Genomic DNA, 26,540 nt, shown 5'->3' on the forward strand with positions numbered 1-26,540 from the left:
ACAGGCCCGGCGTCGAACAGATACCGCCCGGACGCTTCCTGTCCGCCGCCTGTCCGCCCCTCGGTATCCATGTGCTGAGCGGGATCGCGGTCTGGGACGATGGCCCGTATGAGCGCTGCAACTCCTCCCACCGAGCGCCGGGTCTCAGCCCGAATCGGCGCGATTTCCGAGTCCGCAACCCTTGCCGTGGACGCCAAGGCCAAGGCCCTGAAGGCCGCCGGCCGGCCGGTCATCGGCTTCGGCGCGGGCGAGCCCGACTTCCCTACGCCCGACTACATCGTCGAGGCCGCGATCGAGGCCTGCCAGAACCCGAAGTACCACCGCTACACCCCGGCCGGCGGGCTCCCCGAGCTCAAGTCCGCGATCGCCGCGAAGACCCTGCGTGACTCCGGCTACGAGGTGGACGCCTCGCAGGTGCTGGTCACCAACGGTGGCAAGCAGGCCATCTATGAGGCGTTCGCCACGATCCTCGACCCGGGCGACGAGGTCATCGTCCCGGCGCCGTACTGGACGACGTACCCGGAGTCGATCCGTCTCGCGGGCGGTGTCCCGGTGGACGTCGTGGCGGACGAGACGACCGGCTACCGGGTCTCGGTCGAGCAGCTGGAGGCGGCGCGGACGGAGAAGACCAAGGTCGTCCTCTTCGTCTCCCCGTCGAACCCGACCGGCGCGGTCTACACCGAGGCCGAGACCGAGGCGATCGGCCGCTGGGCCGCCGAGCACGGGCTGTGGGTGCTGACGGACGAGATCTACGAGCACCTGGTCTACGGCGACGCGTCCGCGGTCTCCCTCCCGGCCGTCCTGCCGGAGCTGCGCGACAAGTGCGTCGTCGTCAACGGCGTCGCCAAGACGTACGCGATGACCGGCTGGCGGGTCGGGTGGATCATCGGCCCCAAGGACGTCATCAAGGCCGCGACGAACCTCCAGTCGCACGCCACGTCCAACGTGTCGAACGTCGCCCAGATCGCGGCTCTCGCGGCGGTCTCCGGCAACCTCGACGCGGTCGCCGAGATGCGTTCCGCCTTCGACCGACGCCGGCAGACGATGGTGCGGATGCTCAACGAGATCGACGGCGTCGTCTGCCCGGAGCCGGAGGGCGCGTTCTACGCGTACCCCTCGGTCAAGGGGCTGCTCGGCAAGGAGATCCGCGGCAAGCGTCCGCAGAGCTCGGTCGAGCTGGCCGCGCTGATCCTCGACGAGGTCGAGGTCGCGGTCGTACCGGGCGAGGCGTTCGGTACGCCGGGCTACCTGCGGCTGTCGTACGCGCTGGGTGACGAGGACCTGGCGGAGGGTGTGTCCCGCATCCAGAAGCTGCTGGCCGAGGCGCGGGACTGAGGTCCCGCTTCCCCTGCTTCGACGGGCTCCCGGCTTCGGCCGGGGGCCCGTTTCTGCGTTCGGGGACTTACTCGTTCGGGCAAAGTCGCTTCCCGGCGGCTCGTGCGTGCGGCAGGATCTTGGGATGTTGAGTGCGCGCGATGTCCGACTGCTGCCGAAGGCCCATCTGCATCTGCATTTCACCGGGTCGATGCGGCCCAGCACGCTCCTCGAGCTGGCCGACAAGTACGGCGTACACCTGCCGGAGGCGCTGACCAGCGGCGAACCGCCGAAGCTGCGGGCGACGGACGAGCGCGGGTGGTTCCGGTTCCAGCGGCTGTACGACGCCGCCCGGGCGTGTCTGCGGGAGCCCGAGGACATCCGGCGGCTGGTGCGCGAGGCGGCCGAGGAGGACGTGCGGGACGGTTCCGGGTGGCTGGAGATCCAGGTCGACCCGACCTCGTACGCGCCGATGCTCGGTGGCCTGATTCCGGCCCTGGAGATCATCCTCGACGCGGTGGACAGCGCGTCGCGGGAGACCGGGCTCGGGATGCGGGTGGTGGTCGCGGCGAACCGGATGAAGCACCCGCTGGACGCGCGGACGCTGGCGCGCCTGGCGGTGCGGTACGCGGACCGCGGGGTCGTGGGCTTCGGGCTCTCCAACGACGAACGCAGGGGGATGGCGCGGGACTTCGACCGTGCCTTCGCGATCGCGCGGGAGGGCGGGCTGCTCGCGGCGCCGCACGGCGGGGAGCTGACCGGGCCCGCGTCCGTCCGGGACTGTCTGGACGATCTGCGCGCGTCGCGGATCGGGCACGGGGTGCGGGCGGCCGAGGACCCCCGGCTGCTGCGGAAGCTGGCCGAAAAGGGTGTGACGTGCGAGGTGTGTCCGGCCTCGAACGTGGCGCTGGGTGTGTACGAGAAGCCCGAGGACGTGCCGCTGCGGACGTTGTACGACGCGGGGGTACCGATGGCGCTGGGCGCGGACGACCCGCTGCTGTTCGGGTCGCGGCTGGCGGCGCAGTACGAGCTGGCGCGGCGGCACCACGGGTTCACGGACGCGGAGCTGGCCGAGCTGGCGCGGCAGTCGGTGCGGGGGTCGGCGGCGCCGGACGACGTACAGGCGAAGCTGCTGACGGGGATCGGCCACTGGCTGGAGGGCTGAGGCGCGCTCACTGGGTGCCGAGTCGTGGGTGCCGGACTCGTGGGTGCCGGACTCGTGGGTGCCGGAGTCGTGGGTGCCGGGACCCGGCGGGCTTCGGGAGCGGTGCCGGGCGGGCCTCGCCGTCAGGGGCTGCGGGGTCGGTGCCGCGCCGGGGCGTCTCCTCGGGTGCCGAACGTGCGGCGGCGCTGCTTCGCGACGCCCAAGGTTGCGTTCGACACCCTGCGGGGAGCGCCCCGGCACGTCCCCTCCCGGCAACGTGGAGTGCGAGGGCGGCGCGGCCCCCCGGCGTCACCCATCCCGGCAGAGTGACGGGCGAAGCCAGTGGGGGCGGGTCAGAGGGTTACGCCCACCGTCACCGGTTCGTTCACCAGGGTTACGCCAAATGCCTCGCGGACGCCCGCGACCACTTCGCGCGCCAGTGCCAGCAGGTCCTCCGTGGTGGCCTCGCCCCGGTTGGTGAGGGCCAGCGTGTGCTTGGTGGAGATGCGGGCCGGACCCGTCCCGTACCCCTTGGTGAAGCCGGCCTTGTCGATCAGCCAGGCCGCCGAGGTCTTCGTCCTGCCGTCGCCGGCCGGGAACGCCGGAGGCGTCACCTCGGCTCCGAGGCGCTCCTGGGCGCGGGCGAGGAAGGCCGCGTACTCCTGGTCCGAGAGGATCGGGTTGGTGAAGAAGGAGCCCGCCGACCACGTGTCGTGGTCTTCCGGGTCCAGCACCATGCCCTTGCCCGCGCGCAGTTTCAGGACCGTCTCGCGGGCGACGGCTGCCGGCACGCGGTCGCCGGCTTCGACGCCGAGGGTCCGGGCGGTCTCCGGGTACTTGATCGGCGCCGACATGCCGTCCGCGTCCTCCAGGGCGAAGCGGACGCGCAGCACGACGAAGCGGTCGGGGTGCTGCTTGAAGCGGCTGTGGCGGTACGAGAAGTCGCACGCGGCGGCGGGCAGGGTCACCGTCTCGTCGGCGCGGCGGTCGTAGGCCACGACCTCGGTGATGACGCTGGACACCTCCTGGCCGTACGCCCCGACGTTCTGGATCGGGGTGGCGCCGGCCGAGCCGGGGATCCCCGCGAGGCACTCGATGCCCGCGAGGCCCGCTTCGACCGTGCGGGCGACGGCGTCGGTCCAGACCTCGCCGGCGGCCAGTTCCAGCGACGTACCGTCGAGCCGGAAGCCGGTGGTCGCGATGCGCAGGGCGGTGCCGTCGAAGCCCTTGTCGCCGATGACCAGGTTGCTGCCGCCTCCGATGACGAGCAACGGGGTGCCGGCCGCGTCGGCCTCGCGCACGGTGGCGATCACCTCGTCGTCGGTGGTGGCCGTGACGAGGCGGGTCGCTGGGCCGCCGAGCCGGAAGGTGGTCAGGGGGGCGAGGGGGGCGTCGTGGAGTTCCTGCACGGGGACAAGCGTACGGGGCGCCTCCGACAGCCAGAGGCGCCCCGTACCGCCGGGAGGTCAGTGGTGGACGAGTTCCGTCCGTGCGGCACCGGATCCGGCTCCGGCCGCCGGGACCGGAACGGCCCGGGACGGGATCAGCAGCGCCACCGCGGCTGCCAGGGCCACGACGGCCGCGCCTGCCCACAGGGCCGGGACGGCGCCGTCGGTGAAGGCGTCGGCGGACTCGTAGCCGCCCCGCGCGGCGAACACCGCGCCCAGGACCGCGATGCCGAGGGCTCCGCCGACCTCGCGCAGCGCGTTGTTGGCGCCGGAGGCGATGCCCTGCTCGGCGGGGCGGACGCTTGACATGACCAGGCTGGCGGCGGGGGCGAAGTACAGCCCCATGCCGATGCCGCTGAGGACCAGGGCGGGGAGCTGGGCGGCGTACGAGACGTCCGGGCCGAGGACCGCGGCGTACCACGCGAGGCCGATCGCCTGGAGGGCGAGACCGGCCGCGACCACGGGGCGGCCGCCGACGCGGTCGGAGAGGTATCCGGCGAGGGGCGCCACGATCAGCGGCATACCGGTCCACGGGAGCATCCGCAGGCCGGCTTCGGTGGGCGAGTGACCGAGGACGGTCTGGAGGAACTGGCTGAGCAGGAAGATCGAGCCGAACATGCCCAGGAACATCAGCAGGCTCGCGATGTTGATGCCGAAGAAGGCACGGTTGCGGAAGAGCCGCATGGGAAGCATGGGGTTCTTGTTCCGGAAGCCGTGGTGGACGAACCCGCCGAGGAGCGCGCTGCCGAGGACCAGGCCGGTGAGGACCGGGGTGCTGGTCCAGCCGTCCGACTGCCCGTTGACCAGGGCGTACACGATCCCGAAGAGGCCGCCGCTGACGAGGAGTGTGCCGGGGACGTCGAGCCGGGCGCCGGGTGCGTACGACTCGTTCAGGCGCAGCCGGGCCAGGGGCAGCAGGACGAGGCCGATCGGTACGTTCAGCCAGAAGATCCACTGCCAGGACAGGTGCTCGGTGAGGCTGCCGCCGATCAGGGGGCCGCCGGCCACGGCGAGGCCGGTGACGGCGCCGAACATGCCCAGGGCCGCACCGCGGCGGGCCGGGGGCACAGCCGTGACGAGCAGGGTGAGGGTCAGCGGCATCATGACCGCCGCGCCCACGCCCTGGAGGGCGCGGGCGGCGACCAGCGCGTCGATCCCGGGGGCGAGCGCGGCCGCCGCCGAGGCACCGGTGAAGATCGCCAGGCCGGCCATGAAGAGCCTGCGGCGGCCGAACCGGTCGCCGAGGGCGGCGCCCAGCATGAGGAGTACAGCGAAGGTGAGCGTGTACGCGCTCACCGTCCACTCCAGGTCTTCGAGACCACCGCCGAGGTCCTCGCGGATGGACGGCAGTGCCGTGGTCACGACGAGGTTGTCGAGCGCCGCCATGAAGCCGGCGACGCTGGTGATGACCAGGGCCCACGTGGCTGTGGAGCGGTCGGAGCGGCTGGGTGTCGGCATGTTTCCCCCTTGGTTAGTTATTGATTACTAACTTTCATGGACAGCGGAAGGCGCGGCGTCCTCCCCCGCCCTCACTGCTCGCGCTTCGGCACCGGCACCTTGGTCATGTCGAAGCCGGACCACACCCGGTGGCCGGCGGGGAATCCGAGCGAGACCAGTACGTTGATCAGCATCCCGAAGGACATGAAGTGCGCCGTTTCCTTCTCGTCCGCCCCGAGCCGGAGGTGGCAGGAGTCCCAGAGCTCCTCCCAGCCGGCCCGGATCGGCTCGCCGAAGGCGTGCTCCCCGGCGGCCTCGGCCGCGGACACCGCGACGAACATCTGCATCTGGAGGAGCAGCCGGTCGGGGTCCTCGACGATGAGCCGCTTGTACGCCTCGGCCATCGCCATGTGGGCGTCCTCGCCCTCCAGACCGCGCGCCGCCTCCGCCATCGCCAGACGGGTGTCCGTCAGACAGCGGGTGGCGGCGGCGAGGAAGAGCTCCTGCTTGTTCTTGAACAGGCGGAAGAGGTACGGCTGCGAGACACCCACCCGCCGGGCGATCGCCTCGGTGGAGGTGCCGTTGTAGCCTCCCCGCGCGAACTCGGTGATCGCCGCGCGGATGACACTCTCGCGCCGCTCTTCTGCGCTCATCCTGACCATGCGAGTAAGTTAGTGGTCAATCACTAATGACGTCAAGCCGGGTAAGGGGCACATCGCAATTGCGTGTGCCCCTTACCGAGAGCGTGCTTCAGGCGAGCTGCACCACGGCGCGGGACATACCCAGCACCTTCTGGCCGTCGCTCGTGGCCGTCAGGTCCACCCGGACGCGGTTGCCGTCCAGCAGCGCGGCGACCTTGGCGCCGACCTCGATCAGCGCGCCCTTGTCGTCGTTCGGGACTATGACCGGCTTAGTGAACCGCACGCCGTACTCCACGACGGCGGCCGGGTCGCCGACCCAGTCGGTGACCACCCGGATCGCCTCGGCCATGGTGAACATGCCGTGCGCGATCACGTTCGGCAGCCCGACCTCGGTGGCGAACTTCTCGTTCCAGTGGATCGGGTTGAAGTCCCCGGAGGCGCCGGCGTACCGCACGAGCGTGTCGCGCGTCACGGGGAAGGACTGGGCCGGCAGCTCGGTGCCGACCTCGACGTCCGCGTAAGAGATCTTCGCCGCCATCACGCCTCCTCCGCCGCGCGTGCGACGAGCTTCGTCCACGCCGTCACCACATGCTCGCCGGACTCGTCGTGGACGTCGCCGCGGATGTCCAGGATGTCGTTGCCGGCCATGGACCTGACCGCCTCTATGGTCGAGGTGACCGACAGCCGGTCCCCCGCCCGTACCGGGCGCTTGTACGCGAACTTCTGGTCGCCGTGCACGACCCGGCTGTAGTCCAGTCCGAGCTGCGGGTCCTGGACGACCTGCCCGGCCGCCTTGAACGTAATGGCGAAGACGAAGGTCGGGGGTGCGATCACATCGGAGTGACCGAGTGCCTTGGCGGCTTCCGGATCGGTGTACGCGGGATTGGTGTCGCCCACTGCCTCGGCGAACTCCCGGATCTTCTCCCGGCCGACCTCGTACGGTGCGGTGGGCGGATAGGCCCGCCCCACGAAGGACTGGTCGAGCGCCATGGACTCGTACCTCCTGATGAGCGATGAACTGACTGAACCAAACGACACGAGGCCGCCCCCGAAGTGGGGACGGCCTCGCATACGAGCCTGTGTTTAGCGGGTTTCGCGGTGCGCGGTGTGCGAGTTGCAGCGCGGGCAGTGCTTCTTCATCTCAAGACGGTCCGGGTTGTTACGCCGGTTCTTCTTGGTGATGTAGTTCCGCTCCTTGCACTCCACGCAGGCCAGCGTGATCTTCGGGCGGACGTCGGTGGCAGCCACGTGAGTGCTCCTTGGACGGACGGTTGACGGATGAACGCATAAAAGAGTAGCCGATCGAAGGACCGACCCCACAATCGGCTACCGTGTGTAGCGGTGACCGGACTTGAACCGGTGACACAGCGATTATGAGCCGCTTGCTCTACCGACTGAGCTACACCGCTTTGATGTCCGGATCACCCCGCCCGAAGGCGGGGATCCCCGATCACCAGAGCCCCAATACGGAATCGAACCGTAGACCTTCTCCTTACCATGGAGACGCTCTACCGACTGAGCTATTGGGGCGAGCGATGAAGACATTACACGGTCGCCCGCCGATCGCCCAAATCCGTTTCCCGTACCCCTTCACGTGCCCGTCACAGCGGTCCCGTACGCCACTCGTGCGCCACTGGTGCGCCACTCGTGCCCTCACCGGTACGACTATTTCGCTCCTCCTCGAAGGCTGGTTTGCGGCGCCCTAGGCTCGACTCACGCTGCGTGATCTTGATCTTGCGCGCCCGAGCCCCACGCCCCACCAGGAGCCCGATGTCCGACAGCCAGCCGCAGCCGCCCCGTTCGCCCGGCGGCCCCCCTGGGAACAGCGAGGGCTCGCCCAGCACCGAAAGCACCACGCTCCTGCTGTGCTCGGCCCGCCTCACCGACGGCCGCACGGTGGACGTACGGCTCAGTGGCGGCCGTATCGAGGCCGTCGGGACCGCGGGCAGCCTTCCCGCCGTGGGCGCGCGCGTGGACCTCGGCGGCCACCTCCTGCTCCCCGCGGCGGCCGAACCGCATGCCCACAGTGACACTGCTCTCACCGCCGACGCCGGCGGCCCCGTGTCGTACAGCGCCGAGGACGTCCAGCGCCGGACCACCGAGGCCGTGCTGTTGCAGCTGGGGCACGGCGCGACCGCGGTGCGTTCGCACGTACGGATCGGGGACGTGCAGGGGATCAGGTCCATGGAAGCGGTGCTCCAGGCCCGGCGCTCGCTGCGCGGTCTGGCCGATCTGACCGCCGTGGCCGTTCCCCGGCTGCTCACCGGGCTGGCGGGCGCCGACGGGCTCGCCATGCTGCGGGACGCCGTGAAGATGGGCGCCGGTGTGGTGGGCGGCTGCCCGGACCTCGACCCCGATCCGGCCGGGTACACGGAGGCCGTCCTGGAGATCGCCGCCGAGCACGGCTGCCCGGTGGACCTCCATACGGAGGGTGACGATCCGGCCCGGCTCGCGCGGCTCGCGGCCATGGCGGGCGGGCTGCGGCCCGGGGTCACCATCGGGCCGTGCGCCGGGCTCTCCCGGCTCCCCCTGGACGCCGCCACCCGCGCGGCGGGGCAGTTGGCGGCCGCGGGAGTGACCGTGGTGTGCCTGCCGCAGGGCGACTGCTCGGGGGTGGAGCGCCGGGGCGGCGGCCCGGCGCCCGTACGGCTGCTGCGTGCGGCCGGGGTGCGCGTCGCCGCGGGCAGCGGGGCGCTGCGGGACGTGGCCAATCCGGTGGGGCGCGGGGACCCGCTGGAGGCGGCCTACCTGCTGGCCTCGCAGGGCGGGATGCGTCCGGCGGACGCGTACGGCGCCGTGAGTTCCGCGGCGCGGGAGGCGATGGGGCTGCCCGAGGTACGAGTGGAGGCGGGCTTTCCGGCCGAGTTGGTCGCCGTACGCGGGGACCGGCTCGGGGGGGTGCTGTCCCTGGCGTACAGCCGCGTCGTCATCCACCGCGGGCGGGTCGTGGCCCGTACCAGCGCCGTCCGCGAGTACTGCGACTCGGCGGCGGCCGTCGCACTCGATCTGCCGCGGCAGGGGCGGGGCTGATCCCCTGTCAGGCGTGTGCGGCCCGGCCTTGAGCACCATCCCGCCGAGGCGCGTACGGTCGGAGACATGCGCATTGTCATCGCGGGTGGACATGGTCAGATCGCGCTGCGGCTGGAGCGGTTGCTCGCCGCGCGCGGGTACGAGGTGGCGGGCATCGTGCGCGATGCCCGGCAGAGCGAGGATCTGCGGACGGTCGGCGCCGAACCGGTCGTGCTGGACTTGGAATCGGCCTCCGTCGAGCAGGTCGCCGAGGTGCTGGCGGGCGCCGACGCCGCCGTCTTCGCGGCCGGCGCGGGGCCCGGCAGCGGCACGGAACGCAAGGACACGGTGGACCGGGGAGCGGCCGTGCTCTTCGCGGACGCGGCGGAGCGGGCCGGCGTACGCCGGTATCTCATCGTGTCGTCGATGGGCGCGGACGCGGGGAGGGCGGGTGACGAGGTGTTCGACGCGTACCTGCGTGCCAAGGGGGCGGCCGACGACGATGTGCGCTCCCGGTCCGGTCTGGACTGGACGGTCCTGCGGCCGGGCAGCCTGACGAACGACGCCGGGACCGGGCTGGTGTCCCTCGGGGTCTCGACGGGGCGCGGTCCCGTGCCGCGCGACGACGTGGCGGCGGTCCTGGCCGAGCTGCTGGAGACGCCTTCGACGGCGGGGCTGACGCTGGAGCTGGTCAGCGGGTCCGTGCCGGTCACGGTCGCGGTGAAGGACGTCGCCGGCAACTGAGCGCGGGCCGCACCGCCGAACGGGGCGCGGTAACGAGAAAACCCCCTCCGGCTGCTTTCGCAGTCGGAGGGGGTTTCCCTACCTGTGGCGGCGCCAGGATTCGAACCTGGGAAGGCTAAGCCGGCGGATTTACAGTCCGCTCCCATTGGCCACTCGGGCACACCGCCATGGGATGCCGCCTCGGTACTCCCGCCGGGGCGGTTGTTCCGTGGCAACGACGTAAACGATACCTGATGCCCGGGGGTGCTCCGCCACCGGATTGATCAGCCCTCGGGGCGGGTCCGGGTGGCTAGGCTTTACGGCAGCGGCCCGGGACGCCCGGCCGCGCGCCCGCCCCGTGCGGCACCCGATACCGGTACCCCCGTCCCCCGATCACAAGGAGCCACAGGACATGGCCGACTCCAGTTTCGACATCGTCTCGAAGGTCGAGCGGCAGGAGGTCGACAACGCCCTCAACCAGGCCGCGAAGGAGATCTCGCAGCGCTACGACTTCAAGAACGTCGGCGCCTCGATCGATTGGTCCGGCGAGAAGATCCTGATGCAGGCCAACTCCGAGGACCGGGTCAAGGCGATCCTCGACGTCTTCGAGACCAAGCTGGTCAAGCGCGGGATCTCGCTCAAGGTGCTGGACGCCGGCGAGCCGCAGCTCTCCGGCAAGGAGTACAAGATCTTCGCGTCCATCGAGGAGGGCATCTCCCAGGACAACGCCAAGAAGGTGGCGAAGATCATTCGCGACGAGGGCCCCAAGGGCGTCAAGGCGCAGGTCCAGGGCGACGAGCTGCGGGTCAGCTCGAAGAGCCGTGACGACCTCCAGGCCGTGCAGGCGCTGCTGAAGGGCAAGGACTTCGACTTCGCGCTGCAGTTCGTGAACTACCGCTGACGTTTGTGGACCACCGCTGACCTTCGTGGCACCGCTGACCGCGGGGCGCCGGTCGCGAGCGTGGTGGCGTCGGGACGGGGGTGGAGGCGGCGTCGTCGGCTCCACCCCCGTCGCGGCTTCGCCCCGGCGTGACGTCCGAATCCCGCCAGCGGGGTGTGGCGCGGCGTCGCAGACTCGTCGTGACGGACCGAGGCATGCGGCGTGTGAGCCGTCACGGACATGACGCGAGGAAGGACCCAGCCATGACGCTGTACGCGACCCTGGACAGCCCGCTCGGTGAGCTGCTGCTGGCCGGCGAGGAGTCCGCGACCGCCACCGGCGGTACGGCGCTGGCCTCGCTGTCCGTGCCGGGGCAGAAGGGCGGGGTCGCCCTCGACGACGTACCGGGCGACTGGAGGCACGCGCCCGGCGCCTTCGAGGAGATCGCGCGGCAGGTCCGTGCCTACTTCGGCGGGGAGCTGACGCGCTTCGACGTCGAGTACGCCGCCGGAGCCGGTACGGAGTTCCAGCGGCGGGTGTGGGACGCACTGGAGAGCGTCCCGTACGGCACCACGACGTCGTACGGGAGGCTCGCCGAGCGGATCGGGGTCTCGCGGGCCGGGGTGCGGGCGCTGGGGACGGCCATCGGACGCAATCCCCTGCTCGTCGTGCGGCCGTGCCACCGGGTGATCGGGGCGGACGGGTCCCTGACCGGGTACGCGGGCGGTCTTGAGCGCAAGCGGCAGCTGCTGGAGCTCGAGGGAGTGGGGGCCCGGCCGTGACCGGGCTGTTCCCCCGGGAGCGGGCGCGGATCGCGCCGGGGGCGGTGCACGTGCCCGGCTGGCTTTCGGTGGACGAGCAGCGGGAGCTGGTCGGGGCGTGCCGGGATTGGGCGCGGGGTCCGGTGCCGATCCGGCATACGCGGCTGCCCAACGGCGGGGTCATGTCCGTGCGGACGGTGTGCGTGGGGTGGCACTGGCAGCCGTACCGGTACACGCGCACGGCCGACGACGTGAACGGGGCGCGGGTCGCGGAGTTTCCCGGGTGGCTGGCGGAGCTGGGGCGGCGGGCGGTGAGCGATGCGTACGGGGGTGGCCCGGACGGGGCCGGGGGGCCGGAGTACGGGGAGTACAGCGAGTACAGCCCTGATACCGCGCTGGTCAACTTCTATGACGGCGACGCGAAGATGGGCATGCACCAGGACAAGGACGAGCGGTCCGGGGCTCCTGTGGTGTCGCTGAGCATCGGTGATTCCTGTGTCTTCCGGTTCGGCAACACGGACGGGCGGGGGCGGCCGTACACGGATGTGGAGCTGGCCTCCGGGGATCTGTTCGTATTCGGGGGGCCTTCGCGCTTCGCCTACCACGGGGTGCCGAAAGTGCTGCCGGGGACTGGGGATCCGGCCTGTGGGATGTCGGGTGGGCGGCTCAACATCACGCTGCGGGAGACCGGGCTCGGATAGCTCAGTAGGGTGCGGCGCATGACACAGGGACTGCGCCGGACGCTCGGGGTCTTCGATGCCGTCGTGATCGGGCTCGGGGCGATGCTGGGCGCGGGGATCTTCGTGGCGCTCGCGCCGGCGGCACGGGCGGCCGGCTCCGGGACGCTGCTGCTGGCGGGGCTGGCACTGGCCGCCGTGGTGGCGTACTGCAATGCGATGGCGTCGGCGCGGCTGGCCGCGCTGTACCCGGCCTCGGGCGGCACGTACGTGTACGGGCGGGAGCGGCTCGGGCCCTTCTGGGGCTACCTCGCGGGCTGGGGTTTCGTCGTGGGGAAGACCGCCTCGTGCGCGGCCATGGCTCTGACGGTCGGGGCCTATGTGTGGCCCGAGCAGGCGCAGGTGGTGGCGGTCGGCGCGGTCGTCGTGCTGACTGCCGTCAATTACGGGGGTGTTCAGAAGTCGGCCTGGGTGGGTCGGGTCATTGTGGCGGTGGTGCTGGCGGTTCTCGCGATGGTGGTGGCCGTGTGCGCGGGGGGCGGCGGTCCCTCGCTGGGGTCCGGGGGCGGCGGGTCGGCTGGCGGGGTGCTTCAGGCCGCGGGGCTGCTGTTCTTCGCCTTCGCCGGGTACGCGCGGATCGCGACGCTGGGTGAGGAGGTACGCGATCCGGAGCGTACGATTCCGCGCGCGATTCCGGTGGCGCTGGGGATCGCGCTGGTCGCGTACGGGTGCGTGGCGGTCGCGGTGCTGTCGGTGCTGGGGGCCGGGGAACTGGCCTCGTCGGCGGCACCGTTGGCGGATGCGGTGCGCGCGGCGGGCTTCGGGGAGCTGGCGCCGGTGGTGCGGGTGGGTGCGGCCGTGGCGGCGCTCGGGGCGTTGCTGGCACTGATTCTCGGAGTGTCGCGTACCACGCTGGCGATGGCGCGGGACGGGCATCTGCCGAGGGTGCTGGCCGCCGTGCATCCCCGGTTCCAGGTGCCGCACCGGGCGGAGTTGGCGGTGGGGGCGGTGGTCGCGGTGGTGGCCGCGACGGGTGACGTGCGCGGGGCGATCGGGTTCTCGTCGTTCGGCGTGCTGGCCTACTACGCCGTGGCCAATGCTTCGGCGTGGACCCTGGGGCCGGGGCGCGGGCGGGTGTTGGCCCTGGTGGGGCTTGTGGGGTGCGTGGGACTGGCGTTCGCGCTGCCGGTGTCTTCGGTGGTGGCGGGGGCTGCGGTGCTGGCGGCGGGTGCCGCGGCGTACGCGTGGCGGGTACGGAGGGGGCGTCGGTGATGCCGCGGGGCGTCCGCGGCTGCGGCGTACGCGTGGGCGGTCGGTGACGCCCCGGTGCGTCTCCTCGGGTGCCGAACGGTTCGGGCATTCGGGGTGGTTCGGGGCGGCTGCGTTCGACACCCCGTGGAGAGCGCCCCGGTGCGTCGCCCTCCCGGCACCGCAGAGCGCGAAGCCCGCGCAGCCCCGGAGAGCGCCTGGTCCCGTCGGCCCGCGGTACGTTCCCCGCCCGTCCGGGCCCGGTGCGCGCGCGGTGTGGTGTCAGCGGGTGGCGAACGGGCGGTCCGTCGGGACGATTTCGCGGCCCAGGGGGAGCAGCGAGATGGGGATCATCTTGAAGTTCGCTATGCCGAACGGGATACCGATGATCGTCACGCACAGGGCGATGCCCGTGACGATGTGGCTCAGCGCCAGCCACCAGCCCGCCAGGACCAGCCACAGGACGTTGCCCACCATGGACGGTGCTCCCGCGTCGCGGCGCTCGGTCGTGGTGTGGCCGAAGGGCCAGAGCGCGTAGAGGCCGATGCGGAAGGACGCCAGGCCGAAGGGGATGCCGATGATCGTTATGCAGAGGATCAGCCCGGCGGCGATGTAGCCGAGGAAGAGCCAGAAGCCGCTCAGTACCAACCATATGACGTTCAGGATTGTCTTCATGGGCGGTGACCTGCCATCTGCTCGAGTCGGGAAATGCGTTCCGCCATCGGCGGGTGGGTCGAGAACAGCTTCGCGGCTCCCTGCCCGGGGCGGAACGGGTTCGCGATCATCATGTGGCTCGCGGTCTCGATGCGCGGTTCGGCGGGCAGTGGGAGCTGTTTCGTGCCCGCGTCGAGCTTGCGCAGGGCGCTCGCGAGGGCGAGCGGGTCGCCGGTGAGCTGGGCGCCGGAGGCGTCCGCCTGGTACTCGCGGGAACGGCTCACCGCGAGTTGGATGACCGAAGCGGCGAGGGGGCCCAGGATCATGATCAGCAGCATGCCGAAGAGGCCGGGGCCCTCGTCGTCGTCGGAGCGGCCGATGGGGATCAGCCAGGCGAAGTTGACGAGGAACATGATCACTGAGGCCAGGGCGCCGGCGACGGAGGAGATCAGGATGTCCCGGTTGTAGACGTGGCTCAGCTCGTGGCCGATGACGCCCCGGAGTTCGCGCTCGTTGAGGAGCTGGAGGATCCCCTCGGTGCAGCACACCGCCGCGTTGCGCGGGTTTCGGCCGGTCGCGAAGGCGTTGGGTGCCTGGGTGGGCGAGATGTACAGGCGGGGCATCGGCTGGCGGGCCTGGGTGGAGAGCTCGCGGACCATGCGGTACAGCTGTGGCGCCTCGAACTCGCTCACGGGGCGGGCGCGCATGGCCCGCAGGGCGAGCTTGTCGCTGTTCCAGTACGCGTAGGCGTTGGTGCCGAGTGCGACGAGAACCGCGACGATCAGGCCCGTACGGCCGAAGAAGCTGCCGATGACGATGATGAGTGCTGACAGTCCCCCGAGGAGTACGGCGGTCCTCAGCCCGTTGTGCCGGCGGTGCACGGTGCGCCCTCCAAATGGTGCGGCGGGGGAACCCCTTGCTGTGGGGGTGCTTCCACATCCAGTGGACCCTCCCTTACTGGTCAACGCCAAGCGAGGGGTGCTAGTTCCCTTGTGCTACCGGGCCGTCCGTTGGGCCGTACGTGGTTACTGGAAGAGATTGCCGGTGGCGAAGCGCAGTGCCAGCTGCGGTACGCCGGACAGGGCGATGCCCAGGACGGCGGTGAGAACGATGGCGAGGGTGACCGGCACGGGGACCGCGTGCTTCGGCTGCTCGCCCTCGGGGGCGCGGAAGAGGACCGCTGTCCACTTGAGGTAGTAGTAGAGGGCGATCACGACGTTGGCCGCCATGACGACCGCCAGCCAGCCGAGGCCCGCGTCGACCGCCGCGGAGAAGACGGTGACCTTGGCGAAGAGGCCGATGATGCCGGGCGGCAGGCCCGCGAGGCACAGGAGGAAGAAGCCCAGGGCGAGCGCCGCGAGGGGGCGGGTCGCGTAGAGGCCCCGGTAGTCGGCGATCCGGTTGAGCGGGTGCGTACGGGCGACCAGGGCGGCGACGGCGAACGCGCCCAGGTTCACCACGGCGTACATCAGGGCGTACGCGACCGTGGAGCCGATCTGGTTGTCGCTGGAGTACGCCGCTGCCGCGATCGGGACCAGGATGTAGCCGGCCTGGCCCACGGAGGACCAGGCGAGCAGGCGGACCGCGCTGTACGCGCGCGTGGCCGACTGGCGCAGGGCGGCCACATTGCCCACCGTCATGGTGAGCGCCGCCAGCACGGCGATGGCCGGGCCCCATACGTCGGCGTACGACGGGAAGGCGATGACGGTGACCAGGATGAGGCCCGTGAAACCGACGGCCTTGCCGATCACCGAGAGGTAGGCGGCCACCGGGAGGGGTGCGCCGACATAGGTGTCCGGGACCCAGAAGTGGAAGGGGACCGCCGCCGTCTTGAAGGCGAAGCCGACGAGGGTCAGGGCGACGCCCGCCTTGGCGAGGGTGTCGAGCTGCGCCGGTACGTCGTCCAGGCGTACGGCGATCTCGGTGAGGTGCAGGGTGCCCGTCGTCGCGTACACGAAGCTGACTCCGAGCAGCATCACGGCGGTGGCCGTGACGGAGGAGAGGAAGAACTTCAGGGCCGCCTCGGAGGAGAGGCGGTCGCCGCGCTTCATGCCGACCAGGGCGAAGGCCGGCAGCGACGCCACTTCGAGGGCCACGACGAGGGTGGCCAGGTCTCGGGAGGCGGGGAGCAGGGCGGCGCCCGCCGCCGATGACATGAGGAGGAACCAGAACTCGCCCGCGGGGAGCTTGTCCTTCGTCGTCTCGGTGACGGAGAGGAGGGCGGTGAGCAGCGCTCCGCCGAGTACCAGGAGCTGGATGACCAGGGTGAAGTGGTCGGCCGTGTAGCTGCACACGTCGTTGTCGGCGGTCAGGCAGAAGGTGGAGCGGTCGCCGTCGAGGAGGGGCAGGAGGGCGAGGAGCGCCGCGGCCAGACCGGCGATGGAGAGCCGGCCCAGGAGCTGCTTCTTGTCCTCGGGTACGAAGAGGTCCGCAACCAGGACGATCAGGCCCACCGTCGCGGCGATCGTCGGCGGGGCGATCGCCGCCCAGTCGACGGACTGGACGAGGCTGGCGGTTTCGGCGGCCACGGTCACGACTTGCCTCCTGCGAGGAGCTTCTGCACGGCCGGGTCGGTGAGGCCGAGGAGGACCGCGGGCCAGAGTCCGGCGAGGACGGTGAGGGCGACGAGGGGGGTCCAGGCGGCGAACTCGTAGCCCTGGACGTCGGCGATCGCCGCCGGCTCGGCCGCTTGCCGCTCGGGTACGCCCATGCAGACGCGGCGTACGACGACGAGCAGGTATGCGGCGGTCAGCAGGGTGCCGACGCCGGCGATCGCCATGAAGGTGAGGAAGGCGGGGCGGCTGAGGCCCTCGGCGGGGTCGAAGGCGCCGAACATCGTCAGCATCTCGCCCCAGAAGCCGGCGAGACCGGGGAGTCCGAGGGAGGCGACGGCCGCGAAGGCGAGGAGGCCGCCGAGGCGGGGGGCGCGGCCGTAGAGGGCCGCGCCGGTGGCGCCGGCGAGGGTGTCGAGGTCGGCGGTGCCGTAGCGGTCCTTGAGGGCGCCGACCAGGAAGAAGAGCAGGCCGGTGATCAGGCCGTGGGCGATGTTGGCGAAGAGCGCGCCGTTGACGCCGGTGGGGGTCATGGAGGCGATGCCGAGGAGTACGAAGCCCATGTGACCGACGGAGGAGTACGCGATCAGGCGCTTGAGGTCGCCCTTGGCTCCCTTGCGGGCCAGCGCGAGGCAGGCGAGGGAGCCGTAGATGATGCCGACGACCGCGAAGGCGGCGAGGTAGGGCGCGAACGTGCGCATGCCGTCGGGGGCGATGGGGAGTGCGATGCGGACGAATCCGTACGTACCCATCTTCAGCAGGACACCCGCGAGGAGGACCGAGCCGACGGTGGGGGCGGCGGTGTGGGCGTCGGGCAGCCAGCTGTGCAACGGCCACATCGGGGTTTTGACGGCGAGGCCGAGGCCGATCGCCAGAACGGCGATGACCTGCACGGATGTGGTCAGTCCACGGCCGTTGTCAGTGGCGAGTGCCACCATGTCGAACGTGCCCGACTGCAGTCCGATGAGGAGGAGACCGAGCAGCATCACGACGGAGCCGAGCAGCGTGTAGAGGATGAACCTCCAGGCGGCGGGCTGCCTCTGGTCGCCGCCCCACCGGGCGATGAGGAAGTACATCGGGATGAGGACCATCTCGAACGCCAGGAAGAAGAGCAGCAGGTCGAGGACGGCGAAGGTCGCGAGGGTGCCGGACTCCAGGACGAGGAGGAGCGCGACGAACGCCTTCGGGGAGGGGCCCGCGGGCATCTTGGAGTAGCTGTAGAGCGCGCAGAGGAAGGTCAGCAGCGCGGTCAGGACGAGGAGGGGGAGCGAGATGCCGTCGATGCCGAGGTGGATCCTGACGTCGAGCGCCGGGATCCAGCTGATGTCGGTCGTGGCCTGCATCTTCGACGGGTGGTCGTGGTCGAAGCCCAGCGTGAGGACGACGGCCGCGATGAGGATCGCGGCGGTGACCGTCACGCCGTGGCGGAGCACGGCCTGGTCCGGGTTCTTGCCCTTCAGGCCGGGCGGGGCCGGGAGAAGGGCCGCGGCGGCGCCGAGGAGCGGGCCGACGACGATGAACGCCAGAAGGAACTGCATCACGGACGGGCTGATATCGATCACGGCTCACGCTCCGACGGCGGCGACGATGACGGCGGCGATCGCCAGGACGACGGAACCGGCGAGCAGGGCACTGAGGTAGGTCTGCACATTGCCGGTCTGGGCTCGGCGGACGACGGCGCCGAGGAGGCGCGGGACGGTGCCCGCACCGCGTACGTACGTCTCGACGACCTCGCGGTCCAGGAAGCGGACCAGCTCGGCGCCCGCCAGGACGGGCCGCACGAAGAGGGTGTGGTAGACGGCGTCGAGGTGGAAGCCGGCGGCGGCGTGCCGGTGCAGGGGGCCCAGCAGGAGCCGGCCGGGGTCGGCGGGGTCGGGGGCCGACGCGATGTCGCCGTAGGCGGGGGCGTGGGTGGCGATGGCCTCCGCCTCGGAGACGGCCGGGCTCTTTTCGGGGTGGGCGGCCACGGCGCCGATCGGGGGGCGGGCGGCCATGGCCGTGGTGTGGCGCCAGGCGCCGTACGTGACCAGTCCGCCGACGAGGGCGACGCCGGTGCCGAGGACCGCCGTGGTGACGGTCGGGGTGAGCGCGTGGCCGTCGAACCAGTCGTCGAGGTAGGTGACGGCGAGGCCGAAGGCGAGGGAGGGGACAGCGAGGACCCACAGGACGCCGTTCATGACGAGGGGCTGCTTGCCGTGATCCGGGGCGGCGGGGCCTCGGCCCCGGAAGGCCAGCAGCCACAGGCGGGTGGCGTACGCCGCCGTGAGGAGGGCGGTGAGCAGGCCCGCGACGAGCACGGTCAAGCCCGCACCGGAGGGGACGCCCGTGGTGTCGCCGAGCGAGGCGTGCTCGGCGGCGACGAGGACGGCTTCCTTGGAGAAGAAACCGGCGAACGGCGGGATCGCGGCGAGGGCGAACAGGGCGATCGTCATCGTCCAGTAGGCGTCGGGGATGCGCTTGGGCAGGCCGCTCATGCGGGACATGGCGGCCAGCGAGTTGGTACCGGCGGCGTGGATGATCACGCCGGCGCCGAGGAAGAGGAGCGCCTTGAAGGCGCCGTGGGAGATGAGGTGGAAGACGGCGGCGCCCCGGTCGCCGACGGCCAGTGCGCCGGTCATGTAGCCGAGCTGGCCGATCGTCGAGTACGCGAGGACGCGCTTGATGTCGTCCTGGGCGAGGGCGGCGAGGGCCGAGCCGACCATCGTGACGGCGGCCATCACGGCGAGGACGGTCAGGGCGGCGGCGGACGCGGCGAAGACGGGGAGGAGACGGGCCACGAAGTACACACCGGCGGCGACCATCGTCGCGGCGTGGATCAGCGCGGAGACGGGCGTGGGGCCCGCCATCGCGTCGGGCAGCCAGGTGTGCAGCGGGAACTGGGCCGACTTGCCCGCCACACCGGCGAGGAGCAGCAGCGCGATCAGCGTCGGGTGGTCGAGCCCGCCGCTGCCGACGGCGCCGAGGATGCCGGTGATCCGGAAGGTGCCGGCGTCGGCGGCGAGCGCGAAGAGGCCGAAGAGGAAGGGGACGTCGCCGAGCTTGGTGACCAGGAATGCCTTGAGGGAGGCGGCGCGCGCTTCGGGCGTCTCCCAGTAGTGGCCGACGAGGAAGTACGAGCAGATGCCCATGATCTCCCAGCCGACCAGCAGCACCATCAGGTCGCCGGAGTAGACGACGAGCAGCATCGCGGAGGTGAAGAGGGAGACGAGAGCGGCGTACGAGGGGTAGCGCGGGTCGTCGCGCAGGTAGCCCGTCGAGTAGAGCTGCACGCAGGTGGCGACGACCCCGACCAGGACGGCGACGAGGACCGCGAAGCCGTCGAGGTGCAGGGCGAGGTCGATGGGGACCGAGCCGGTGGGGGTGAGCTGCGTCGACGCGTCGATCGCCCGGCCGCCGCCCTGGCGTACGGCGACGATCACGGCCAGCACGGCGGCGGCGAGGGTCGGCAGTACGGCGAGGGGCCGGACGAATCCGGGTGCGGTGCGGCCGAGCAGCAGGCCGGCGGCGGCGCCGAGGAACGGGAGGAGGGGGACGAGGACGGCGAGGGTCGTGGTCGTCACGCGGCGGCCTCAGCCTTCTGTGCGGCCTCGTGTGCGGCCTTGTCTGCCATGGCGGAAGCCTCGTCGTCGGCGGTCCGGCCCTCGGCGGTGTCGCGCAGCTTGTCGATGTCCGAGGTGCCGCGGTTGCGGTAGACCATCAGGACGATCGACAGGCCGATGCCGATCTCCGCCGCGGCGATGGCGATGGTGAACAAGGTCAGTGCCTGGCCGGCGTGGAGGGTGTCGCGCAGCCAGACGTCGAAGGCGACCAGGTTGAGGTTGACGGCGTTGAGCATCAGCTCGACGGACATCAGGACCAGGATCGCGTTGCGGCGCGCGAGCACTCCGTACAGCCCGGTGCAGAAGAGAAGGGCGGCGAGCACGGCGGGATAGGCGAGGTGCATCAGCGCTGCTCCTTGTCGCTGTCGCTCTTGCGGGAGAGGACGATGGCGCCGACGAGGGCGGCGAGCAGCAGGACCGAGAGCGCCTCGAAGGGCAGCACCCAGTGCTGGAAGAGGATCTCGCCGGTCACTTTGGTCGAGCCCTGGGACGGTCCGTCCAGGTCGATCCACTGGGTGCGGAACGCGTCCACGACCACCCAGACGAGTGCGGCGGCCGCGGCGACGGCCACCGTGAGGGCGGCCCAGCGGTTGCCCGAGTCGGCGTCCGGGGAGCGGCCGATGGGGGCCTTGGTGAGCATCAGACCGAAGAGGAGGAGGACGACGACGGAGCCGACGTAGATCAGGACCTGGACCCAGGCGATGAACTCGGCTGTGAGCAGGAGGTACTCGACGGAGAGGCCGCCGAGCGCGACGACCAGCCACAGGGCGGCGTGCACCAGCTGCTTGGTGGTGACGGTGACGACGGCCGCGCCGAGGGTGGCGATGCCGACGAGGACAAAGGCGATCTCGACGCCGGTCGGGGAGAGGAAGCCCTGCTCGGCGGCTGCGGCGAGGTGGCTCATTCGGCGGGCCCCTCTTCTTCCTGCTGAGCTGCTTGTTCCTGGGCCGCCGGCTTCTGGGCCGCTTGTTCCTGTGCCGCCTGCTCCTGGGCCGCCTGTTCCTGGGCCGCGGCGAGCTTTTCGGCGGCCTTGCGGGCCGCCGCGAGCTCCTTGGGCTCCTCGGCGCCGGGGTCGAGCGCGGGCGGCTCGGGCACGGTCCACATCCATTCGCGGAGCTTGTCCCGCTCGTGGGTGAGCTCGTGGATCTCGGTCTCGGCGTACTCGAACTCCGGGGACCAGAAGAGCGCGTCGAAGGGGCAGACCTCGATGCAGATACCGCAGTACATGCAGAGCGAGAAGTCGATCGCGAAGCGGTCGAGGACGTTGCGGCTGCGTTCGCGGCCGCCGGGGACTGCCGCCGGGACCGTCTCCTTGTGCGAGTCGATGTAGATGCACCAGTCGGGGCACTCGCGCGCGCAGAGCATGCAGACCGTGCAGTTCTCCTCGAAGAGGCCGATCACGCCGCGCGAGCGCGGCGGCAGTTCGGGCTGGACGTCCGGGTACTGCGCGGTGACGGTCTTCTTCGTCATCGTGCGCAGCGTGACGGCCAGGCCCTTGGCGAGGCCGGAGCCGGGGATCGGGGGCATTACTGGATCGCCACCTTCACGATTCCGGTCAGCGCGATCTGCGCGAGAGCGAGTGGGATGAGTACGGTCCAGGCGAGCTTCTGGAGCTGGTCCTCGCGCAGCCGGGGGTAGGTCACGCGCAGCCAGATGACGCCGAAGGCGAGGATCGCGGTCTTCAACAGCGTCCAGACCCAGCCGAGGCCGTCCGCGCCCCAGGGGCCGTGCCAGCCGCCGAGGAACAGGACGGTGGTCAGGCCGCACAGGACGACGATTCCGGCGTACTCCGCGAGCAGGAACAGCGCGAAGCGCAGGCCCGTGTACTCGGTGTACGCGCCGAAGATGATCTCGGAGTCGGCGACCGGCATGTCGAAGGGCGGCCGCTGGAGTTCCGCGAGGCCGGCGACGAAGAACACGATCGCGCCGACGATCTGCCACGGCAGCCACCACCACTCGAAGGCGTTCAGGATGCCCGGCAGCGAGACGGTGCCGGCCGCCATCGCCACGGAGGCGGCGGCGAGCAGCATCGGCAGTTCGTACGCGAGGAGCTGGGCGGCGGTGCGCAGGCCGCCGAGCAGGGAGAACTTGTTGGCCGAGGCCCAGCCCGCCATCAGCGAGCCGAGCACGCCCACGCCCATGACGGCGAGCACGAAGAAGATGCCCGCGTCGATGACCTGGCCGACCGCGCCCTCGCTCGGGCCGATCGGGATCGCGACGAGCACCAGGAGGTACGGGAGGAGCGCTACGGCGGGGGCGAGCTGGAAGATGCGGCGGTCGGCGTTGGCCGGGACGATGTCTTCCTTCTGCGCGAACTTCACGCCGTCGGCGACGAGCTGGGCCCAGCCGTGGAAGCCGCCCGCGTACATGGGGCCGAGGCGGCCCTGCATGTGTGCCATCACCTTGTGCTCGGTCTGCCCCACGACGAGGGGAAGGACCATGAACACGGCGAAGACGATGACCAGGCGCAGGGCGACATCGAGTACGTCGTTCACGCGTCGTCGCTCCCTCGGTCCGGGGTGGGGCCGGTCGTGTCCTCGTCTGTGGAGCCGGCGGCCGGCCGGCCGGGCTCCTTCGCGGCGGCCGCGTCACCGCCCAGGGCTTCTTCGGCGGCCGCGTCGGCGGCTTCCGCCGCGTCGGCGTCGGTGTCGGCGGAAGCGCCCGTTCTGGTGGCGGCTTCCTTGCCCGGTTGCGTCTTCCGCCGCTTCTGCGGACCGGTCTCCGCCTGCGCGTCCTCGTCCTGGAAGGCGGGGCGTGCGTGGTGCCAGGGCGCGTCCGCGCTGCGCGCGGGCGGCGCGGGCGGTGCCGCCGGGGCGTCGGACCCGGCTTCGGCGGATGCCGCCGACGGTGTCGGGGCCTCCAGCTCGGGGGACGGCTCCGGCGCGGCTGCTGGGGTGGCTGTCGCGTCCGCCGCCGATGCGCCGGCGGCGGCCTGGCTCGCCGAGCCCTCGGCCGCGCTGCGGGTACGGCGCGGGGGCCTCGCCGGAGTGCCTTCCTCCGCCGGTGCGGCCGCCGGTGCGGCGGCTTCCGCCGCCTGGCTCGCCGAGCCCTCGCTCACGCTGCGGGCGCGGCGCGGGGGCCTCGGGGCGGTGCCTTCCGGTGCGGTGCCTTCCGGTGCGGTGCCTTCCGGTGCGGGGGTCGCCGCCTCCGCCGCCTGGGTCGCGGAGCCCTCGGCCACGCTGCGGGCGCGGCGCGGCGGACGGTCACCTGCCGCACCTGCCGCACCTGCCGCACGCGGGGTGCGGGCGGGGCGGGCCGGCGCGGGCGGGAGCTGGCCCTTCAAGGGGCCCCACTCGTTCGGGTCCGGAACGCCCGGCGGCAGCATCTGGCGGCGCTTCGGCCCACCGTGGTCCGACTCCCCCGGCTCCTTCGCGCCCGGCCACGCCTTGGCGACCCGGGCCGCCAGGACGAAGTCCTTGCGCAGCGGATGTCCCTCGAAGCCCTCGGGCAGCAGGAGCGGAACCAGGTGCGGGTGGCCGGTGAAGTCGACACCGAACATCTCGTGCGTCTCACGCTCGTGCCACTGCGCGCCGGCGTAGACCTCGACGGCGGACGGTACGGCGGGCGCCGCGTGCGGAACGGTCGTGCGCAGCAGAAGGCGCCGTACCGTACGGCCTTCGAGGGCGACGACGTGGGCGCACACGCGGAATCCCGTGCCCGGCTCGTCGACCGCGCTCAGCCAGTCGAAGTACGTGCAGCCCAGCTTGTCGCGCGCGATCTCCAGCGCCGCGATCCAGGAGCCGACCGGGACGTCGACGGTCAGCAGGTCGTAGCTGTGCTCGGCGGTCGCTTCCTCGCCGAAGATCTCGGTGACGGCGCCGGGCAGGGCGTCGTACGCCGTCGTGCGGTTCGCGTCGCTCACTTCACGTCCTCCCCGGGGGCCGGCGGCGGAGTGACGAGTCCGCTGCGCAGCGCCGCGGTGGACGGCCGGCTGCCGTGGCCGTAGCGCTCGCTCAGCGACTCGCGGGCGATCTTCTCCTGGAGCTTGAGGATGCCCTGGAGCAGGGCCTCGGGCCGCGGCGGGCAGCCCGGTACGTACACGTCGACCGGGATGATCTGGTCGACGCCCTTCGTCACGGAGTACGAGTCCCAGTAGGGGCCGCCGCAGTTGGAGCAGGCGCCGAAGGAGATGACGTACTTCGGCTCGGGCATCTGCTCGTACAGCCGCTTGACGGCCGGGGCCATCTTGTCCGTGACCGTGCCGGAGACGACCATCAGGTCGGCCTGGCGCGGTCCCGGCGCGAAGGGGATCACGCCGAGCCGGATGAAGTCGTGGCGCGCCATCGACGCGGCGATGAACTCGATCGCGCAGCAGGCGAGACCGAAGTTGAAGACCCACAGGCTGTAGCGGCGACCCCAGTTCAGGACCACCTTCATGGGCTCCGGTGCGAGGCGGGCGAGAGCTCCCAGGCGCTTGGGCTCGGGGAGGTCGACAGGGGTCACGTCCATTCGAGGACGCCCTTCTTCCATGCGTACAGCAGTCCCACGGCCAGGAAGCCGAGGAAGATGAACATCTCGACCAGCGTCGTCGCGCCGTACTCCGGCGCGGCGAAGACCGTCGCCCAGGGGAAGAGGAAGATCGAGTCGACGGCGAAGATCACGTACAGGAAGGCGTAGACGTAGTAACGGACCTGCGTGTGCGCCCAGCCCTCTCCGACCGGGTCCACGCCGCATTCGTACGTCAGCAGCTTCTCCGGCGTCGGCACGACCGGCCGCAGCAGTCGCCCGGCCCCGAAGGCCACGGCGACGAAGAGGACGCCGATGACTGCGAGCAGTCCGACGACCGAGTAACTCTGGAAGTACCCGTCCGCGAGAACCGTCGGTTCCGGCACGTCCGCCCCTCTCGCTCCCTGGCTGCGTCGGCCACATCGGCCGCGTTCGACGATCTGTACGCACGGGAGTCTAGGCCCTGGTAAAGACCCGGTAAGCAGCCGTCTCACGCAGGGGTGGGGTTATCCCTACTTCCGCGCACCCAGTTACCCCATGGCATCCCTCGCCGGCGCCCGGCAGGGTGAGCGTCATGACCGCCAGCGCCAGCGACCACATCCCAGATTACGACCGGTCAGACCGGCCGGAGGGCCCGTCCGGCCCACCCGGCCCGTCCGGCACGCCCGAGCTGTCGGGCGGGCCGCGGACCCGCCCCCCGGCCCGGCCCGAGCCCGTCCGCTTCCCGTACGGCTCCGGCACCTGGAAGGAGATCGCGCATCTCCTCCTCAACCTGCCGATGGCTCTCATCGGCTTCGTGTTCGTCGTGGTGGCTCTCGTCCTCGGGGGCGGCCTCTCGGTCACGGTGATCGGCCTGCCCGTGGTGGTGGCGGGGCTGTTGGGGGCGCGCCTGCTCGGCGCGGTCGAGCGGGCGCGGGCACGCGCGCTGCTCCGCCTGTACGTCGACGAGCCGAGCCCGGCGGCCGCGGGACGGCCGGGCGGCTTCCTCCCGTGGCTGTGGAACGGCCTGAAGGATCCGGTGGGCTGGCGGACGGCGCTGTTCGCGTTCATCCGGCTGCCGTGGGGGGTGCTCACCTTCGCCGTCACGTTGACCGGGCTCTTCGTGCTGTGGCCGGTGCTGCCGTACCTCGCGCGGGCGATGACCAATGCCGACCGGGCGATGGTGCGCGGTCTGCTCTGTCCCTCCGGCGAACTGGAGAGGCGCATCGCCGAGCTGGAGGTGGACCGGGGCGTCGTCGTCGACACCGCGGCCGCCGACCTGCGGCGCATCGAACGCGACCTGCACGACGGGGCCCAGGCCAGGCTCGTGGCGCTCGCCATGGGGCTCGGCATGGCGAAGGAGAAGCTGACCGGCGACTTCAAGGACCCGGTCGCCGCCGCGGCGATGATCGGCGAGGCGCACGGCGAGGTGAAGCTGGCCTTGCAGGAGCTGCGCGACCTTGCGCGCGGCATCCACCCCGCCGTGCTGACCGACCGAGGTCTGGACGCGGCGCTCTCGTCGATCGCGTCGCGCTGCACGGTTCCGGTGCGGGTGAGCGTCGACCTGACGGAACGTCCGGCCGAGGCGATCGAGGGCATCGCGTACTTCACGGTCTCCGAGCTGCTCCAGAACGTCAGCAAGCACAGCGGCGCGCGGTCCGCGTCGGTGGATGTGCGGCGCGGCGGCAAACGCCTGCTGATCCGGGTGCGGGACGACGGGCGGGGCGGCGCGCGGCTGGACGGTGGTACGGGCATGGCCGGTCTGGCCGACCGGCTCGGTGCGGTGGACGGCCTGTTCGCCGTCGACTCCCCGGTGGGCGGGCCGACCACGGTGACGGGCGAACTGCCGTGGCGGGGCCGCCACAGGACTCCCGGAGCGCCGGCGAGGGCCGGGAGTACGGACAAGGGTGTGGCCAAGCGCGACGCCGGGGTGGGGAAAACCCCCGGTCGTAAACGGTGACCGGCCTCATGGTCCGGGCCCGGCCGTCCCAGCATTCTTGAATCGCACGGCAACTTGTCGGAACGACC

27 protein-coding genes and 3 tRNA genes are annotated in these 26,540 nt (G+C 71.5%); 9 read left to right on the top strand and 21 right to left on the bottom strand.

Going from position 1 to position 26,540, the window contains the following annotated elements; translation table 11 throughout:
• The first annotated feature begins 108 nt into the window (after positions 1–108).
• Together AS594_RS14760 and AS594_RS14765 are read left to right on the top strand one after the other, a co-directional pair.
• Positions 109–1,335, top strand: coding sequence for a pyridoxal phosphate-dependent aminotransferase (locus AS594_RS14760; protein ID WP_069927478.1), 1,227 nt, complete (start codon positions 109–111; stop codon positions 1,333–1,335).
• 124 nt (positions 1,336–1,459) lie between these two features.
• Positions 1,460–2,479, top strand: a complete 1,020-nt coding sequence (locus AS594_RS14765; protein WP_069927479.1) for an adenosine deaminase — start codon at positions 1,460–1,462, stop codon at positions 2,477–2,479.
• 332 nt (positions 2,480–2,811) lie between these two features.
• On the opposite strand, the gene AS594_RS14770 is transcribed toward AS594_RS14765, so the two are convergent.
• The 8 genes from AS594_RS14770 to AS594_RS14805 all read right to left on the bottom strand — a co-directional run bounded on the left by AS594_RS14770 (position 2,812) and on the right by AS594_RS14805 (position 7,514).
• Complete coding sequence (locus AS594_RS14770) at positions 2,812–3,867, bottom strand: UDP-N-acetylmuramate dehydrogenase (RefSeq protein ID WP_069927480.1); 1,056 nt, start codon at positions 3,865–3,867, stop codon at positions 2,812–2,814.
• 57 nt (positions 3,868–3,924) lie between these two features.
• Positions 3,925–5,364, bottom strand: coding sequence for an MFS transporter (locus tag AS594_RS14775; protein ID WP_079144592.1), 1,440 nt, complete (start codon positions 5,362–5,364; stop codon positions 3,925–3,927).
• Positions 5,365–5,435: 71 nt separating this feature from the next.
• Positions 5,436–5,996 (bottom strand): TetR/AcrR family transcriptional regulator, encoded by a 561-nt coding sequence (locus tag AS594_RS14780; protein ID WP_069930519.1) that lies wholly within the window; start codon positions 5,994–5,996, stop codon positions 5,436–5,438.
• A gap of 97 nt (positions 5,997–6,093) precedes the next feature.
• Positions 6,094–6,522, bottom strand: coding sequence for a MaoC family dehydratase (locus AS594_RS14785; protein ID WP_069927481.1), 429 nt, complete (start codon positions 6,520–6,522; stop codon positions 6,094–6,096).
• The gene (locus tag AS594_RS14790; RefSeq protein ID WP_069927482.1) at positions 6,522–6,974 is read right to left on the bottom strand and encodes a MaoC family dehydratase N-terminal domain-containing protein; all 453 of its coding nucleotides are present in this window, start codon (positions 6,972–6,974) and stop codon (positions 6,522–6,524) included. Before AS594_RS14790 ends, AS594_RS14785 begins: the two co-directional genes overlap by 1 nt.
• 93 nt (positions 6,975–7,067) lie before the next feature.
• On the bottom strand, positions 7,068–7,232 hold the full coding sequence (gene rpmG, locus AS594_RS14795; RefSeq protein WP_003956487.1) for a 50S ribosomal protein L33: 165 nt from the start codon (positions 7,230–7,232) through the stop codon (positions 7,068–7,070).
• A gap of 88 nt (positions 7,233–7,320) precedes the next feature.
• Positions 7,321–7,393, bottom strand: a tRNA-Met gene (locus AS594_RS14800).
• A 48-nt stretch (positions 7,394–7,441) separates the two neighbouring features.
• Positions 7,442–7,514 (bottom strand) — tRNA-Thr (locus AS594_RS14805).
• A gap of 240 nt (positions 7,515–7,754) precedes the next feature.
• Between AS594_RS14805 and AS594_RS14810 the strand changes: the two genes are divergently transcribed.
• A complete protein-coding gene (locus AS594_RS14810) occupies positions 7,755–9,014 on the top strand; it encodes an amidohydrolase family protein (RefSeq protein WP_069935123.1) in 1,260 nt (419 codons plus the stop codon).
• A gap of 66 nt (positions 9,015–9,080) precedes the next feature.
• Positions 9,081–9,737 (top strand): SDR family oxidoreductase, encoded by a 657-nt coding sequence (locus tag AS594_RS14815; RefSeq protein ID WP_069932868.1) that lies wholly within the window; start codon positions 9,081–9,083, stop codon positions 9,735–9,737.
• Between the two features lie 85 nt (positions 9,738–9,822).
• Here the strand turns inward: AS594_RS14815 and AS594_RS14820 are convergent.
• Positions 9,823–9,904, bottom strand: a tRNA-Tyr gene (locus AS594_RS14820).
• 224 nt (positions 9,905–10,128) lie between these two features.
• Here AS594_RS14820 and AS594_RS14825 point away from each other — a divergent pair.
• From AS594_RS14825 to AS594_RS14840, 4 genes are all read left to right on the top strand, one after another.
• A complete protein-coding gene (locus tag AS594_RS14825; RefSeq protein WP_069927485.1) occupies positions 10,129–10,617 on the top strand; it encodes a YajQ family cyclic di-GMP-binding protein in 489 nt (162 codons plus the stop codon).
• Between the two features lie 242 nt (positions 10,618–10,859).
• A complete protein-coding gene (locus tag AS594_RS14830; protein ID WP_069927486.1) occupies positions 10,860–11,378 on the top strand; it encodes a methylated-DNA--[protein]-cysteine S-methyltransferase in 519 nt (172 codons plus the stop codon).
• Positions 11,375–12,058 (top strand): alpha-ketoglutarate-dependent dioxygenase AlkB family protein, encoded by a 684-nt coding sequence (locus tag AS594_RS14835; RefSeq protein ID WP_069932867.1) that lies wholly within the window; start codon positions 11,375–11,377, stop codon positions 12,056–12,058. Before AS594_RS14830 ends, AS594_RS14835 begins: the two co-directional genes overlap by 4 nt.
• Positions 12,059–12,076: 18 nt before the next feature.
• Entirely contained in the window at positions 12,077–13,306 is a 1,230-nt protein-coding gene (locus AS594_RS14840) for an APC family permease (protein WP_069932866.1), read from the top strand.
• Between the two features lie 258 nt (positions 13,307–13,564).
• Here the strand turns inward: AS594_RS14840 and AS594_RS14845 are convergent, their stop codons facing one another.
• The 12 genes from AS594_RS14845 to AS594_RS14900 all read right to left on the bottom strand — a co-directional run bounded on the left by AS594_RS14845 (position 13,565) and on the right by AS594_RS14900 (position 24,919).
• A complete protein-coding gene (locus AS594_RS14845) occupies positions 13,565–13,957 on the bottom strand; it encodes a YccF domain-containing protein (RefSeq protein WP_069927489.1) in 393 nt (130 codons plus the stop codon).
• On the bottom strand, positions 13,954–14,817 hold the full coding sequence (gene htpX, locus AS594_RS14850) for a zinc metalloprotease HtpX (RefSeq protein WP_069927490.1): 864 nt from the start codon (positions 14,815–14,817) through the stop codon (positions 13,954–13,956). Before htpX ends, AS594_RS14845 begins: the two co-directional genes overlap by 4 nt.
• A gap of 144 nt (positions 14,818–14,961) precedes the next feature.
• Positions 14,962–16,470 carry an NADH-quinone oxidoreductase subunit N gene (locus tag AS594_RS14855; protein ID WP_069927491.1) on the bottom strand — a complete coding sequence of 503 codons (1,509 nt, stop codon included), beginning with the start codon at positions 16,468–16,470 and terminating at the stop codon, positions 14,962–14,964.
• The gene (locus AS594_RS14860) at positions 16,467–18,026 is read right to left on the bottom strand and encodes an NADH-quinone oxidoreductase subunit M (protein WP_176733207.1); all 1,560 of its coding nucleotides are present in this window, start codon (positions 18,024–18,026) and stop codon (positions 16,467–16,469) included. The genes AS594_RS14855 and AS594_RS14860 overlap by 4 nt, the downstream gene beginning before the upstream one ends.
• 27 nt (positions 18,027–18,053) lie before the next feature.
• Positions 18,054–20,048 carry an NADH-quinone oxidoreductase subunit 5 family protein gene (locus AS594_RS14865; protein ID WP_069927493.1) on the bottom strand — a complete coding sequence of 665 codons (1,995 nt, stop codon included), beginning with the start codon at positions 20,046–20,048 and terminating at the stop codon, positions 18,054–18,056.
• Positions 20,045–20,431 carry an NADH-quinone oxidoreductase subunit NuoK gene (gene nuoK / locus AS594_RS14870; protein ID WP_069927494.1) on the bottom strand — a complete coding sequence of 129 codons (387 nt, stop codon included), beginning with the start codon at positions 20,429–20,431 and terminating at the stop codon, positions 20,045–20,047. The genes AS594_RS14865 and nuoK overlap by 4 nt, the downstream gene beginning before the upstream one ends.
• Positions 20,431–20,991 carry an NADH-quinone oxidoreductase subunit J family protein gene (locus tag AS594_RS14875; protein ID WP_069927495.1) on the bottom strand — a complete coding sequence of 187 codons (561 nt, stop codon included), beginning with the start codon at positions 20,989–20,991 and terminating at the stop codon, positions 20,431–20,433. The genes nuoK and AS594_RS14875 overlap by 1 nt, the downstream gene beginning before the upstream one ends.
• The gene (locus AS594_RS14880) at positions 20,988–21,614 is read right to left on the bottom strand and encodes a NuoI/complex I 23 kDa subunit family protein (RefSeq protein ID WP_069927496.1); all 627 of its coding nucleotides are present in this window, start codon (positions 21,612–21,614) and stop codon (positions 20,988–20,990) included. The genes AS594_RS14875 and AS594_RS14880 overlap by 4 nt, the downstream gene beginning before the upstream one ends.
• Complete coding sequence (locus tag AS594_RS14885; RefSeq protein WP_069927497.1) at positions 21,614–22,582, bottom strand: complex I subunit 1/NuoH family protein; 969 nt, start codon at positions 22,580–22,582, stop codon at positions 21,614–21,616. Before AS594_RS14885 ends, AS594_RS14880 begins: the two co-directional genes overlap by 1 nt.
• Positions 22,579–23,949, bottom strand: coding sequence for an NADH-quinone oxidoreductase subunit C (locus AS594_RS14890; RefSeq protein ID WP_069935124.1), 1,371 nt, complete (start codon positions 23,947–23,949; stop codon positions 22,579–22,581). Before AS594_RS14890 ends, AS594_RS14885 begins: the two co-directional genes overlap by 4 nt.
• Positions 23,946–24,536: an NADH-quinone oxidoreductase subunit B gene (locus AS594_RS14895; protein ID WP_069927499.1), complete on the bottom strand. Its 591-nt coding sequence runs from the start codon at positions 24,534–24,536 to the stop codon at positions 23,946–23,948. Before AS594_RS14895 ends, AS594_RS14890 begins: the two co-directional genes overlap by 4 nt.
• A complete protein-coding gene (locus AS594_RS14900; protein WP_240509011.1) occupies positions 24,527–24,919 on the bottom strand; it encodes an NADH-quinone oxidoreductase subunit A in 393 nt (130 codons plus the stop codon). Before AS594_RS14900 ends, AS594_RS14895 begins: the two co-directional genes overlap by 10 nt.
• Before the next feature lie 188 nt (positions 24,920–25,107).
• Between AS594_RS14900 and AS594_RS14905 the strand changes: the two genes are divergently transcribed.
• Complete coding sequence (locus AS594_RS14905; protein WP_079148198.1) at positions 25,108–26,472, top strand: sensor histidine kinase; 1,365 nt, start codon at positions 25,108–25,110, stop codon at positions 26,470–26,472.
• Positions 26,473–26,540: the final 68 nt, after the last annotated feature.

The sequence above is a fragment of the Streptomyces agglomeratus genome, assembly GCF_001746415.1.
GTDB lineage: Bacteria > Actinomycetota > Actinomycetes > Streptomycetales > Streptomycetaceae > Streptomyces > Streptomyces agglomeratus.